The sequence below is a fragment of the Halorubrum gandharaense genome (assembly GCF_054654575.1).
Genome location: NZ_BAAIET010000001.1, coordinates 448826 through 461465, shown reverse-complemented (window position 1 = coordinate 461465; position 12640 = coordinate 448826). Strand labels below are relative to the sequence as shown.

Annotated in this window: 13 protein-coding genes and 1 pseudogene; 11 read left to right on the top strand and 3 right to left on the bottom strand. The window is 64.9% G+C overall.

The annotated features are described in order from the left end of the window. Positions 1-173 precede the first annotated feature (173 nt). Genes ACYQ07_RS02240 through ACYQ07_RS02230 form a run of 3 tightly spaced genes read left to right on the top strand, consistent with a single transcriptional unit; the run spans position 174 to position 2948 of the window. On the top strand, positions 174-1403 hold the full coding sequence (locus ACYQ07_RS02240; RefSeq protein ID WP_459876778.1) for a CaiB/BaiF CoA transferase family protein: 1230 nt from the start codon (positions 174-176) through the stop codon (positions 1401-1403). 4 nt (positions 1404-1407) lie between these two features. After that, positions 1408-2550 carry a thiolase family protein gene (locus ACYQ07_RS02235; protein ID WP_459876775.1) on the top strand — a complete coding sequence of 381 codons (1143 nt, stop codon included), beginning with the start codon at positions 1408-1410 and terminating at the stop codon, positions 2548-2550. Next, positions 2547-2948 carry an OB-fold domain-containing protein gene (locus ACYQ07_RS02230; RefSeq protein ID WP_459876772.1) on the top strand — a complete coding sequence of 134 codons (402 nt, stop codon included), beginning with the start codon at positions 2547-2549 and terminating at the stop codon, positions 2946-2948. The genes ACYQ07_RS02235 and ACYQ07_RS02230 overlap by 4 nt, the downstream gene beginning before the upstream one ends. A gap of 7 nt (positions 2949-2955) precedes the next feature. Here ACYQ07_RS02230 and ACYQ07_RS02225 read toward each other — a convergent pair whose 3' ends face one another. Continuing rightward, positions 2956-3615 (bottom strand): TetR/AcrR family transcriptional regulator, encoded by a 660-nt coding sequence (locus ACYQ07_RS02225; RefSeq protein WP_459876768.1) that lies wholly within the window; start codon positions 3613-3615, stop codon positions 2956-2958. Positions 3616-3724: 109 nt separating this feature from the next. Here ACYQ07_RS02225 and ACYQ07_RS02220 point away from each other — a divergent pair, with 109 nt between their 5' ends. Then, the gene (locus ACYQ07_RS02220; protein ID WP_459876765.1) at positions 3725-5080 is read left to right on the top strand and encodes an amidohydrolase family protein; all 1356 of its coding nucleotides are present in this window, start codon (positions 3725-3727) and stop codon (positions 5078-5080) included. 57 nt (positions 5081-5137) lie between these two features. Continuing rightward, positions 5138-6034, top strand: coding sequence for a fumarylacetoacetate hydrolase family protein (locus ACYQ07_RS02215; RefSeq protein ID WP_459876762.1), 897 nt, complete (start codon positions 5138-5140; stop codon positions 6032-6034). 45 nt (positions 6035-6079) lie between these two features. Here ACYQ07_RS02215 and ACYQ07_RS02210 read toward each other — a convergent pair whose 3' ends face one another. After that, positions 6080-7084 (bottom strand): TatD family hydrolase, encoded by a 1005-nt coding sequence (locus ACYQ07_RS02210; RefSeq protein ID WP_459880192.1) that lies wholly within the window; start codon positions 7082-7084, stop codon positions 6080-6082. Positions 7085-7220: 136 nt separating this feature from the next. On the opposite strand from ACYQ07_RS02210, the gene ACYQ07_RS02205 reads away from it, so the two are divergent. From ACYQ07_RS02205 to ACYQ07_RS02195, 3 genes are all read left to right on the top strand, one after another. After that, entirely contained in the window at positions 7221-8267 is a 1047-nt protein-coding gene (locus tag ACYQ07_RS02205) for a WD40/YVTN/BNR-like repeat-containing protein (protein ID WP_459876759.1), read from the top strand. Continuing rightward, positions 8267-8659: a DoxX family protein gene (locus ACYQ07_RS02200; protein WP_459876756.1), complete on the top strand. Its 393-nt coding sequence runs from the start codon at positions 8267-8269 to the stop codon at positions 8657-8659. Before ACYQ07_RS02205 ends, ACYQ07_RS02200 begins: the two co-directional genes overlap by 1 nt. Positions 8660-9153: 494 nt before the next feature. Then, entirely contained in the window at positions 9154-10116 is a 963-nt protein-coding gene (locus ACYQ07_RS02195; RefSeq protein WP_459876753.1) for an oxidoreductase, read from the top strand. A 149-nt stretch (positions 10117-10265) separates the two neighbouring features. Here ACYQ07_RS02195 and ACYQ07_RS02190 read toward each other — a convergent pair. Next, positions 10266-10358 (bottom strand): annotated as a pseudogene (locus tag ACYQ07_RS02190) (universal stress protein); the annotation flags it as partial. 328 nt (positions 10359-10686) lie between these two features. Between ACYQ07_RS02190 and ACYQ07_RS02185 the strand changes: the two are divergent. The 3 genes from ACYQ07_RS02185 (at position 10687) to ACYQ07_RS02175 (ending at position 12529) form a co-directional block, all read left to right on the top strand. Continuing rightward, entirely contained in the window at positions 10687-10833 is a 147-nt protein-coding gene (locus tag ACYQ07_RS02185) for a DUF7512 family protein (protein ID WP_459876750.1), read from the top strand. Positions 10834-10836: 3 nt separating this feature from the next. Next, a complete protein-coding gene (locus ACYQ07_RS02180; RefSeq protein ID WP_459876748.1) occupies positions 10837-11895 on the top strand; it encodes a sulfite exporter TauE/SafE family protein in 1059 nt (352 codons plus the stop codon). 235 nt (positions 11896-12130) lie between these two features. Beyond that, positions 12131-12529, top strand: coding sequence for a helix-turn-helix domain-containing protein (locus ACYQ07_RS02175; RefSeq protein WP_459876745.1), 399 nt, complete (start codon positions 12131-12133; stop codon positions 12527-12529). Positions 12530-12640: the final 111 nt, after the last annotated feature.

Genomic DNA, 12640 nt, shown 5'->3' with positions numbered 1-12640 from the left:
CCACCGGACCGGGACGGTCGGACCGGCGGTAGTTTTACTACATGACACGACCACGTTTTCGCACGGAAGCCAGCGGACAGCGAGTCATCCGAAGAGTCGGCTGACTTGCCGTGCCGCGACCGAACTATGATACGCCAAGACACAGCATGGACGCAGGACGGTGGGGGAGCTGCATGAACGAGGACGGAACCGAGCAGACGGGCGGCAAGATCCTTGAGGGCGTGACGGTGCTCGATCTCTCGACGTTCGTCACGGGAGGATTCTGTTCAGCGATGCTGGCGAATCAGGGAGCCGAGGTCGTCAAAATCGAACAGCCGGGATACGGGGACGCGATCCGACACTCCGGCCCGCCGTTCATTCAGGGAGAGTCGCCGTACTACTGGACGCTCAACTACGGGAAGAAGAGCATAGAGCTCGATCTGAAGAACCCGGACGCCAAGGAGGCGCTCTACGAGCTCGTCGAGGAGACGGACATCTTCATCCAGAACTTCCGGCCCGGCACCGCCGAGCGCCTCGATGTCGACTACGAGACGCTTTCGGAGCACAACGACGACCTCATCTACCTCGCCATCTCCGCGTTCGGCCAGACCGGGCCGTGGGCGGAACGCTCGGGGTACGACCTGCTCATTCAGGGAATGAGCGGCATCATGAGCGTCACCGGTGAAGAGGGGCGCCAGCCGGCGAAGGTCGGGCTCCCGATGACGGACCTGATCACCGCGATGTGGGCAGCGTTCGGTGCCACGACGGCGCTGTATCGCCGCGAACAAACCGGTGAGGGCGAGTACATCGACCTCGGCATGCTGGAGGCTACCCTGCCGTGGCTCACCAAACAGGCGGGGATGGTGTTCGCCGGCGAGGAGACGAAGCGGATGGGGACGAAAGACCCCGTACTGGCCCCGTATCAGACGTTCGAGACCAAGGACGGCTACATCAACGTCTGCATCCTCAACGAGAAGCTGTGGGGAGAGCTGTGTACGGCGATCGACCGCGAGGACCTGGTCGACGATCCGCGGTTCGCCAAGAACGCGAACCGGGTGGACCACCTCGACGAACTGGAAGCGGAGATCGAGTCGACGCTCACGCAGGAGACGACGGAGACGTGGATCTCCGTGATCGCCGAGGACGCCGGCGTGCCCGCGGGGCCCGTGTACGACGTGGACGAGGCGCTCGATAACCCGCAGATCGACGCCCGCGGCACCATCTCGGAGATCGACCACCCGGAGCTCGGATCGGTTCCCGTCATCGAACACCCGCTGAAATTCGAGAACGCGGACAGCGGGTTCGAGATGGCCCCGCCGCTGCTCGGCGAGCACAATCGCGACGTGTTCCGTGAACACGGCTACTCCGAGTCGGAGATCGACGAACTGGAGCGGCTGGGCGTCTTCGGCGACGACGAGGTCTGACCCGATGACCGGGGTTCAGATTTCTGGCGTCGGGATGACGCCCTTCGAGAGCGAAGCGGACGGGTCAGTGCTCGACCTCGCAACGGCGGCCGTCGACCGCGCGCTCACGGACTCGCCACACGGGCGCGAGGCGGTCACCTCGTTACACGTGGCGAACGCCCTCGGCGATGCGCTCGGCGGTCGAACGGGCATCGCGAACGCCCTCGCATCGACCGCCGGCGTGGAGGGAGCCGCGACCGACCGTATCGAGAACACGAGTGCAAGCGGTGCGAGCGCGTGTCATCGCGGCATCCAGGCGGTGGCGAGCGGTGACTCCGACGTGGCAGTCGTCGTCGGGGTCGAGAAGATGTCGGCTGCCGACACGCGCACCGTCACGGACGCGATCAGCCGGCTCGTTCACGACCGCGAGTACGAACAGGGCGTGACCCTGCCCGCGTTCGGCGGGCTCGCCGCCAGCACGTACCTCGACCGATACGAGGCGCCACGGGAGGCGCTGGCGGCGGTTGCCGTCAAGAACCACGCGAACGGCGCCCGAAACGAGTTCGCCCAGTTTCGGAAAGAGGTCACCGTCGACGAAGCGCTTGCGTCGCCGCCGGTCGCGGACCCGCTTCGGCTGTACGACTGCTGTCCGATGACTGACGGTGCGGCCGCCATCGTGTTGTCCCGGGAGAACATGGAGGGCGGCGTGCAGGTTGCCGGAACGGGGAGCGCGACTGGCACGCACGCGGTGGCCGCGAGGGACGATCCGCTCGACCTCAAAAGCGTGCGGCTCGCCGGCGAGCGGGCCTTCGATGACGCGTCGACGACGCCCGACGACATCGATGTGGCCTGCATCCACGACGCGTTCACCGTGCTGGAGCTTCTCGAGTTGGAGGAGCTCGGCTTCTACGACCGCGGGACGGCGTGGCAGGCGACGCTCGACGGCGAGACCGAACTCGACGGCACGCTCACAGTGAACCCCGGCGGCGGACTGAAGGCACGAGGCCATCCGATTGCCGCCACGGGCGTCTCACAGATCGTCGAGTTGGTCTGGCAGCTTCGCGGGGATGCCCCGCCAAAGCGACGGGTCGAGAACGCCTCGACCGGCATCGCGATCAACGTGGCCGGGTTCGGAAACAACGGCGTCTGTACGGTGTTGCGTGCATGAGCGACACGGATTCGTCTGGTGACGCGGACGCCGCAGACGCTGCGGAGGCGTCCGGCCGCAGGTCGGAAGTCCCGATCGACCACGCCTTCGCCTGCGACGACTGTGAGGCGCAGTGGTACTACACGCGACATCACTGCCCGGACTGTGCTGGGACGGACGCGACGACGTACGCACTCGGCAGCGGCGAAGTGGTGTCGACGACGACCGTCCGAACGACGCCACCGGACGTGCGGTCGCCGAACCCGCTGGCGATTGTGCGGTTCGGGGAGGTGTCGCTGGTCGGACAGGTAGGTGATGAGGAAGTGGCCGTCGGTGACAGAGTCACCTTCGGGGGCAGCCACCAGCTGCGCGCGGACGGGCAGCCATCGCCGCGGTTGGTGCCTGCCGACGACGAGTAGCCACTCATTAGCGCGCGCCGTCGAGCGCACCGTCGGAGTCCGGTTCGCCGACTGTCGCGTCGTCGGGGTCCGCGTACAGCGATTCAAGGACGAACTCGTCGATCGCGCGGCGGGCCTCGGTGGGAGCGTCCTCGTGGCCGAGCGCGAGTCGCCGCCCGCGAGCTGCGTGGATGATGTCGGTGACAAGCTGGCCGAAGCGCTCGGCGTCGACCTCGCGGAACTCGCCGGTCTCGATGCCCCGCTCGACGACCTGGACGATCCCGTCGCGGATGCGGTCGTAGTGGTCGTTGAACGTCTCGCGGTGGTCCTCGTCGGCGCCGGCGTACGTGTACAGCTCGTGGTACACCCGCATCCGGTCCCAGTGCCCGAACTCCTCGAACTCGGGGCCGAACAGACACTGGTCGATTCTGGCGTCGAGCTCGGCGCGCGGGCCGGCGTCGTCGTCGACGACGACGCTCCCCTCGTACTGGTCGATGACGTGGTCGAGGAACGCGGACATCAGGTCGTACTTGCCGTCGAAGTGGTAGTGGATCACCTGTCGAGTCAGGTCCATCTCCTCGCCGATGTCACGCAGTCGAAGGTCCGTGTAGCCCTGTTTGCTCAACGCGCGGAACGTCGCCTCCATGATCACCTCCCGCGTGTCGGCCGTTTCGTCGGACCCGGTCATACTGGTTCTGGGTACACGACCGCCTTAAGCCGATCCCTACATATAGGACGGATTACCTCTTTACCATGCAGTAAACTTTTAACCTCTTAGCCGAACGGTACCAACGAACATGACACGGACGATCATCCAGAATGGGACAGTCATCTCCCTCGATCCCGACATCGGGACGTTGGAGGACGCCGACGTGCTGATCGAGGACGGCGAAATCTTGGAAGTTGGCCACGGGCTCTCGGCATCGAACGCGGAGGTCATCGACGCGGAAGGACAGATCGTCCTCCCTGGCTTCGTCGATTCGCACATCCACCTCGCACAGACCCAGGTCAGGGGGATCGCCGGGGACTGGTCGCTGATGAACGAGTACTTCGACCACATGCTCGGCAACATCACCGGGCTCTACCAGCCAGAGGACATGTACCTCGGCGGGCTCTTCGGCGCCCTCGAAAAGCTCTACACGGGGACGACGACCGCCCTGGACTGGTCGTACCCGAACACGCTCGAACACGGCGAGCGCGCCGTCGACGCGCTGCAGGACGCCGGCCTGCGCGCCGTGTACACGTACGGCCCGCCGGGCGACGACTCGGCGAAGTGGTGGTACAACAGCGATGTCGGGCTCCCGGAAGCGAACATCCGCGAACTCCACGAGGAGAAAATCAGCGACGACGACCTGCTCAGTCTGGCGATCGGCCTCCGGGGACCGGATTTCTGTACCAACGAGACTGCCCTGAGCGACCTGGAGCTGGCTCGAGAGATGGACGCCCTCGCAACCATCCACATGGGCGCGACGGTGTGGCCCTCGTCAGTGTACGGTGACGAGTACCAAGGATTCGGCTGTCTCCGCGACGAACTCGGTCCTGACATCAACGTCGCTCACGGGAACCACTTCTCCCAGGAGGACGTCGACTACGCCGTCGAACAGGGCGTCTCCTTCTCGTCGACGCCGGAAGTCGAGATGCAGATGGGCCACGGCATTCCCGTCACCGGAAAGGTGCTGGAGGCCGGCGGCCGCCCCGCGTGGGGCGTCGACGTCTGTTCGGACATCAGCGGCGACATGCGCAGCCAGATGCGGATCGGCCTGCAGGTCCAGCGGATGTTCGACAATCAGCGGATCCTCGAAAACGACGAGGAGGTCACGGATATCGGCATCACCGCCCGCGACACGCTGGAGATGGCGACGATCGAGGGTGCGAAGGCGCTCGGCATGGAAGACGAGATCGGCACCCTCACCCCCGGCAAGCGCGCCGACATCATCACCATCGACGCCACGCACTTCACGACCGCCCCCTCCCACTCGCCCATCCAGACGGTCGTGTTCCAGGCCGACTCCTCGCACATCGACACCGTCCTCGTCGACGGCGAGCCGAAGAAGCGCGACGGCGAGCTCACCACCGACAAGGTCACCGAGGAGTTCGACCGCTTCGTCGCGTCCGGCGAGCGACTGGTCGAGGAATCCGGCATCGAGCTCTAGCTGCCGCAACCAGCCCTTTTAACCAACACCCACACACAATTTCACACGAACTCACACATGCGCATTGGACAATTCAGCGGCGACGACGAGGAGTCGGCCTGGTGCGGCGTCCGGACCGAGAACGGCGACGTGGTCGACCTGCCGACCGCCGGCGAGGCCGCCGGCGTCGATATTGGCCCGTCCACGGTCGACCTGCTCGACGATTGGGAGTGGCGCCGGAAGGCGGAGCTCGCCGTCGAGTACGCGACCGAGACCGGCGTCGGCCTCCGCGACGCCGACGACTTGCAGCGACACGCCCCCGTATCGACCCCCCAGAAGGTCGTCTGTGTCGGGCTCAACTACCGCGACCACGCGGAGGAGGGTGACAACCCGATCCCGGACGAGCCGGTGCTGTTCTCGAAGTTCCCCACATCGGTGGCCGGCCCGGAGGACACCGTCTCGTGGGACCCGAATCTCACGGAGAAAGTGGACTACGAGGCGGAGCTGGTCGCCGTCATCGGCGAGGAGGCCCGTCGGGTGGATCCCGAGGACGCGATGGACCATGTCGCCGGCTTCACCGTCGGGAACGACGTGTCGGCGCGTGACCTGCAGCACGGTGACGGTCAGTGGGTGCGAGGCAAGAGCCTCGACTCGTTCGCGCCAACCGGACCGGAGCTGGTGACGACTGACGAGGTTCCCGACCCTCACGACCTCGAGATCTGGGCGGAGATCAACGGTGAACGACTCCAGGAGTCGTCGACCGACAACCTGATCTTCGGCATCGACGACCTGGTCTCCTTCTGCAGTCAGGCGTTCACGCTGAACCCCGGTGACCTGCTGTTCACCGGCACGCCGCCGGGAGTCGGCGTCTACCGCGAGCCGCCCGTGCTGCTGGAGGACGGCGACAGCGTCACGATCGGCGTGGAGGGCGTCGGCGAGCTCACCAACGAGTTCGCGTTCGACTCCGACGACTGAAACCGGAGATAAAACAGCGACGGCGGGCGGTCCGCCGTCGACGAACTATTCTGCCAGCCCGAAGATCTTCTTCGGGTTCTCGTACACGACCGTCCGGATATCGTCGACATCGATGCCGTAGCGGTAGAGCTCGAAGATCTCCCGCTTGAGCGCGTAGGGGTCGGTTCGGAGCACGTTCGCACAGTCCGTGTCGACGAGGATCCGGTCGGCGCCGTACTCGTCAATGGCGTCAGCCACGTCGGCGGCGTCGACGCCGATCAGCCACGAGTGGCCGATGGTGTAGCTCAGATAGCAGTCCGTCTCCTCCATCAGGTACGCCGTGTTGTTGCTGTCAGCGTGGGAGGCGACGACGCGCTCCTCGTCGAGGCCGGCGTCGTTGGCGGCCTCAACGTCGATCCGGACCGCTTCGAGCGCGGGATTCTCCGCGTCGATGACGGAATCCTGTCCGAGCCCCGTGTTCTTCTCGTAGCCCGGAATGCCGACATCGTCTCGGTAGGAGCGACCCGATCCGCCGGACTGGTTCGGCGTGTGGAGGATCACCGGCAGGTCGTGATCGTCCGCGAGCGCCATCTGTGCCTCCACGACCGCCCGCTGCTCCTTGAGCTCCCAGCTTGCGGCGTGTTGGGTCGGGGTGACGCCCGTTTCGCCGACGGCGACGACCTCGTCAAGTGCCACGTACTCCTCCATCGCCTCAAGGAGTTCGTCGGGGTTCTCGATCCGGACGCCCGTGTGGACGCCGAGGCCGAGCTTGGCTTCGAAAAAGTGGTTCCGCTCGATCGCCGCGCGCCGGTTGATCGCGTCGTCCCAGAGGAACCGGACATCGTCGGCCTGCACGGGCTTATAGGGGGTCCAGTGGTAGCCGGACGCGACCATCACCATCGAGCGACAGCCGGCGAGCGCGTAGCGCTCGCGGTCGTCCCACGACAGCGTGTGCGCGTGGTTGTGCGCGTCGATCCAGGGGAGATTCAACAGCTCCGTCGGATAGTCGGGCTCCGGCTCGTCCATGTACGCCGCGTCCGTCGGTCGTTTCGTTGGGTGTGGTGAGGTCATCGTGATGTGTGGGGCCGGCTCCGCCTCCGCCAACGCCTCGCGTCGGAGTGTCGGGGATCCGGGCACCGGTGTCGTCTTGAGAGTCCGCCGTACAGGGTAGTAAAGTTTTATCATGCGTCACGACGACACACACCATATGCCACTGTTGATCGGCACAGACGATGGTCTGTACCGTGTCGAGGAGGTGCCGTTCGAGCGCGACGACCCGGAGCAGGTGCTCGACTGTGAGGTCGTCACGGCAGTCAAGTCCTGGGACCACACGGAAGGCGTGTTCGTGGCGTCCACGTCGGGCGCGTATCGCTCGCTCGACGGCGGGCACACCTGGAAGGATCTCGAGGTACCGCTCGGCGACCGCTTCTGGCACGCAGGAACGAGCGAGGTGTGGTCGATTCTCGCGACCGCCGACGGCGCGCTGTACGCCGGTACGAACGACCCATACATCTTCCGCTCCGTCGACGGCGGCGAAACGTGGAGCGAGTGCAAGGGCTTTCGCGACCTTCCCTCGCGCGGTCACTGGGAGTCCCCCATCGACCCGCACTACGCACGCCTCCGCGCGCTCGAAACCGTCCCCGGGCGACCGGAGCAGCTGATCGCCGGCGTCGAGGCCGGCGGCATTCACCTCAGCGAGGACGGCGGCCAAACGTGGGTCGACCGTCGCGACACCATCGTCGACGACATTCACCAGATCCTCCCCATCTCGGAGGACGTGTGGCTCGCGACGACCGGCTACCTCGACCACAACCTCGAAAACCTCGGGCTCGGGCACGCGGTCGGCGAGGGCGGGCTCTGGCGGACGACCGACGCCGGCGACTCCTGGACCCGCGTCGACGAGGGGAACGACCTCTCGTACATCCGGCGGGTGTTCGTCCACGACGGCACCGTCTTCTTCAGCGGCGGGGAGGAGGCGCCGCCGGCGTGGGTGAACGACGACCACGAGGTGGCGCTGTTCGAGTCCACCAACTTCTGTCGCGACCTAGAGCGCGTGCCCTTCCCCGGCGAGCCACACGAGATCATCGAGACGTGGGCGGTGTACAACGACGACGTGATCTGCGGGTCCGGACTGTTCGACGTGCCGGAGCAGCGCGACGACGTGGAAGGCCGGATCATGCGCCGGACGAACGACGGCGAGTACGAGACCGTCGGCCGGATATCCGCGAACGTCAGCCGGATCGAGGTGGTCTGATGGGGGACTCCGACTCCGGCGGGCCGCCCTCGGCACTCGGTCGCCTGCTGTACAGCGGCGTCCTCGCGTACATGGCCGTCGACGGGTTCAAGAACAACGACAAGCGCGTCGAGGTTGCAGAGCAGAAGGGCGTCCCGATGCCGGACGTACTCGTCCCGTTCGTCACGGGGATGCTGTTCGTCGCAAACCTCGGGATCCTGCTCTGGAAGTTCCCGCGGGCGTCCGCCGGCGCGCTCATCGTGTTCTTCCTCGGCACCTCTCCGGGCATCCACGACTTCTGGAACATGGAGGGGAAAGAGCGGCACGCGAACAAGATCAACTTCCTCAAAAACGCCGCGCTGCTCGGCGGCGCCATCATGCTGCTCGACGAGGCGGCGAACGACGCCGAGTAGCCGCGCACGGTTCCCCCATTTTTCGATCGTCCCTCTCTGCGGACCCCCCGAGATAATCGGGGGTCGCTAGCGGATGAACCGACAATAGATAAATATCGTACATATGTACATATTTGAACTGTTTGGACGGCGTCACACTCATCATACAGTGACCTAATCAATGCAACAGTAATAGCCATCAGCTGATTTCAGCCACTATAGCGCAACTGTTTCGTGATTTCTGATTACAGAGACGAAGAACGATCGACGATTCCCCGGTTGTCGTTTACCGGGGTATCGTCAGTCATTCAATAGGCTATCTCTCTGTATATACTCCCTATAAGCTGTTTATAGCTACTAATTTGTGTTGACGGCGTGATTCAGAAGGCTAGATCCAGAAATATCATTATATTGTGGGTCTGGAATTTATAACAGATTTCAGAGATAACGGCACCGCGTTTTTGCGTGCCAACCCGACGGTGCCCCTAAGGTGGTGGGCCACCACGGTTGACACGATGGGAACCTCGTGGACGGCCGAGCGGATGCCGGACTGTTCGGGAAAGACGGTCGTCGTGACGGGCGCGAACGCCGGACTCGGGTACGAGGCGACGACGGCGTTCGCCCGGAAGGGGGCGACGGTCGTGATGGCGTGCCGGAGTCTCGACCGCGGCGCGACGGCGGCCCGCGAGATACGCGACCGCCTCCCGGACGGCACGGGGGCGACGCTCGACGTACGCCAGTGTGACCTCGCGTCGCTTGAGTCCGTGCGGGCGTTCGCCGACGGCGTCCGTGAGGCGTACGACGAGCTGCACGTGCTCTGCAACAACGCCGGCGTGATGGCGATCCCCTACCAGGAAACCGACGACGGCGTCGAAAAACAGTTCGGCGTCAACCATCTCGGCCACTTCGCGCTGACCGCACACCTGCTCGACCGGATCGTGGCGACCGACGGCGAGACGCGGGTCGTCACCCACGCCAGCGAAGCGCACCGAACCGGCGAGCCGAATTTCGACGCGCTCGACGACGCGGAGTCGTACGGGAAGTGGTCCGCCTACGGACGAAGCAAGCTGGCGAACCTCCTGTTCGCCTACGAGCTCCAGCGCCGGCTGGACGCCGCCGGCGTCGAGGACACGCTGAGCGTCGCCTGTCACCCCGGCTACGCCGACACAGACCTCCAGTTCCGTGGGCCACGCGAGACCGGGTCGCGGCTCGGTTACGCGGCCATGCGCGTCGCGAACGCCGTCCTCGGGCAGTCGGCCGAGTCCGGCGCCCGCCCGCTGTTGTACGCGGCGACCGCTCCCGGCCTCGAAGGCGGCGCCTACTACGGCCCGGGCGGGCTCATGAGCCTTCGTGGCGCGCCGGAGAAACAGTCCTCCAGCGACGCTTCACACGACCCCGAGGCTGCCGAGCGCCTCTGGGAGCTGAGCGAAGCGCTCGCCGGCGTCACGTTCGACGTGGCCGCGGTGAGCGAGTCATAGAGCGTTCTCCCCACCACGCTGACTGGCCTCCGCAGTGACACCGGGCCTGACCATCCACCACCACCCCACCGCGTCGGTTCGCTTCCGTGAATCGGCGTGTCTCTCGACACGATGGTCCCTTCACGAACCCGGCCACCTCCCCAACACGGGACGCCGATGCGCCCCGGACGCTCGAGACGGGTTTCGTTTTCGATGGTCGCCTCGCTGGCTGCCGAGAGGTCCGTGGCGAGTACGGCTTTCATAACCACCATCCGAGCCATCAACATGATATTGTGTAATTAGAACAATATAAACTCTGGAACAACCTCGTCTTCAGTCGACCGCATATCATGAGACCAGCCATTCATTCCGAGCGGGGTACTGCCGATCGCCTCACAGTCGTGTAAACCGCCGTGAGTATGTGTTGCATTTCTATACGTTATGTGTATATCCGCATTGCTTTTCCATCGGATAGTGCTCAATAGTATTGTATTATCTGCCCATAAGCATTATACACACCCCATGAGTAGATGTGGCTACGTAGAATCGCATGATGGACACACTACTACACTCTCCCGTGGAGGAAGCGCGATGATCGAGTCGGTGGTCCAGCCCGGCGCAACTCAAGGGGCCACGTTCGTCGGTACAATCCTCGCCATCGCAGTCGCACTGTACGTCGGATACGCGGTCCTGGAACGTGCGATAACGCCGGTCATCGAAGCAGTCACGGAAGCGTAATCGATGGAGCTGTTGGGACTGAGCCTCGGGCTGCTCGTCCTGTTCGTCAGCTTCGGCTTCATGGTGGGTGTGCTGTTCGGCTTCTTCGGGATGGGTGGGTCGTTTCTCGTCACACCGACGTTGCTCCTCTTGGACTACCCCGCGTCGGTGGCGATCGGGAGCGGGCTGGCGTTCTACTTCGGCACGTCCGTGATCGCCGTGTTGAAACACTCCGACGTCGGGGAGGTTGACTACAAGCTCGGCGCCGTTCTGTTCGTCGTGCTCTCGATCGGGATTGAGCTCGGGAGCCGGCTCGTGTTCGGGCTGGAGGCGCTCGGCGTCGCCGGGCTCGTGACCGGCGTCGCCTACGTGCTCCTGCTCGGCGGGATCGGCGCGCTGTTCCTGCGACGCGCGTACAACCGTGCCGACGAGGACGTTGTCGATGCGGACGCCGGCGGCGAAGGAAGGGGCGTCGAGGACGAGGAAGTCGGCAACGAGGAGATCCCCCCTGTTGCACAGCGGATTCAGTCGCACGACGTCCCCCCAATGATTTCGCTGTCCTCGGGGGGGCGTGCCTCCCTGTGGACGATCGGGGGCTCCGGCGGGATCGTCGGCGTCGTCTCCGGGCTCATCGGCGTCGGTGGCGGGTTCATCCGCATGCCGACGATCCACTACGTCATCGGCACGCCGCTCACCGCCGCCGTCGGAACCAGTCTCTTCGCCGGGCTCTTTTCGGGAGCCTTCGGCACGTTCACCTACGGGATGTCCGGGAGCGTCGACCTCACGGTCGTCGGACTCCTCCTCGTAGGGAGCGCGCTCGGCGCGCGGCTCGGCTCCGCGGCGACCACGATGGTCGAGGAGCACGACGTGATCGTCTCCTTCGGCCTGCTGATGGTGTTCGCGAGCGTCGGCATCGCGCTCAGCGAACTCGCAAACTGGCTGGGAACGGGAGCGCTCGACCTCGTCAGCGTGCTCCTGCTCGTCGGGTCGTCGTTCGTCGTCGCGCTGCTGGTCCTGTACAAGGCGTTCCACGCGACGCGAACCACGGGCGGGGCCGAGCCGCTTCCGGACGGGAGTCACTGATCTGTCGGGGGAGCGCCCGGCGGCCGGCTCGTTCCGTGACGGCGACCCACGTCTCACCGTCGGGACGAGACCGCATCCCCTCGCCACGTGATCAACGGCAACGACACCGTTGTACATACCAACCGCCAGACTGCACGCATTTTCGGAGCCTCGCCGGTCGATGCGACACGCTCGGGGCGGTATTGTGCAATTCTTGCAAATACTTTTACTCGCGGACGACCTATTGGGAAGCATAATGAGCCGGTCAATGAGTGAGATGCTCCGTGAGGACATGGAGTGTGAGGGGTTACTGGAGTGTTTCCACGGCCTCACGGAGCTCGATAAGGAGTGCTTCAGCGTGCTCGTCGAAAGCGAGGAGCCGTTGACGGTCGACGAGATCGCCGAGGCGGTCGACCGCGAGCGCTCGACGGCGTACCGCTCGATCCAGCGACTGCTCCAGACCGGGTTCATCCGGAAGGAGCAGATCAACTACGAACAGGGCGGCTACTACCACGTGTACAAGCCGACCGACCCCGACGAGATCGCCGACGACATGCAGCGGATGCTCAACGACTGGTACGCCCAGATGGGCCAGCTTATCGGCGAGTTCCGTGACAAGTACGACGAAGCCGAGCCGGTCGCCGTCGAGGGGTGAGCCGGGTTCCAGCCAACGGGTCGCTCGCCGCGCTCGACCGACGCGCCAAGCGTTCGCCGATCCGGCTGTAGACGACTACGTGTCGGCGAGCACGCCGTCGAACGGCGTCCG

Coding starts and splice junctions, on each gene's coding strand:
- ACYQ07_RS02180 (WP_459876748.1), top strand. CDS start 10,837: ATGGAGCTGTTGGGACTGAGCCTCGGGCTGCTCGTCCTGTTCGTCAGC.
- ACYQ07_RS02210 (WP_459880192.1), bottom strand. CDS start 7,084: ATGACCTCACCACACCCAACGAAACGACCGACGGACGCGGCGTACATG.
- ACYQ07_RS02240 (WP_459876778.1), top strand. CDS start 174: ATGAACGAGGACGGAACCGAGCAGACGGGCGGCAAGATCCTTGAGGGC.
- ACYQ07_RS02235 (WP_459876775.1), top strand. CDS start 1,408: ATGACCGGGGTTCAGATTTCTGGCGTCGGGATGACGCCCTTCGAGAGC.
- ACYQ07_RS02185 (WP_459876750.1), top strand. CDS start 10,687: ATGATCGAGTCGGTGGTCCAGCCCGGCGCAACTCAAGGGGCCACGTTC.
- ACYQ07_RS02195 (WP_459876753.1), top strand. CDS start 9,154: ATGGGAACCTCGTGGACGGCCGAGCGGATGCCGGACTGTTCGGGAAAG.
- ACYQ07_RS02175 (WP_459876745.1), top strand. CDS start 12,131: ATGAGCCGGTCAATGAGTGAGATGCTCCGTGAGGACATGGAGTGTGAG.
- ACYQ07_RS02225 (WP_459876768.1), bottom strand. CDS start 3,615: ATGACCGGGTCCGACGAAACGGCCGACACGCGGGAGGTGATCATGGAG.
- ACYQ07_RS02215 (WP_459876762.1), top strand. CDS start 5,138: ATGCGCATTGGACAATTCAGCGGCGACGACGAGGAGTCGGCCTGGTGC.
- ACYQ07_RS02220 (WP_459876765.1), top strand. CDS start 3,725: ATGACACGGACGATCATCCAGAATGGGACAGTCATCTCCCTCGATCCC.
- ACYQ07_RS02230 (WP_459876772.1), top strand. CDS start 2,547: ATGAGCGACACGGATTCGTCTGGTGACGCGGACGCCGCAGACGCTGCG.
- ACYQ07_RS02205 (WP_459876759.1), top strand. CDS start 7,221: ATGCCACTGTTGATCGGCACAGACGATGGTCTGTACCGTGTCGAGGAG.
- ACYQ07_RS02200 (WP_459876756.1), top strand. CDS start 8,267: ATGGGGGACTCCGACTCCGGCGGGCCGCCCTCGGCACTCGGTCGCCTG.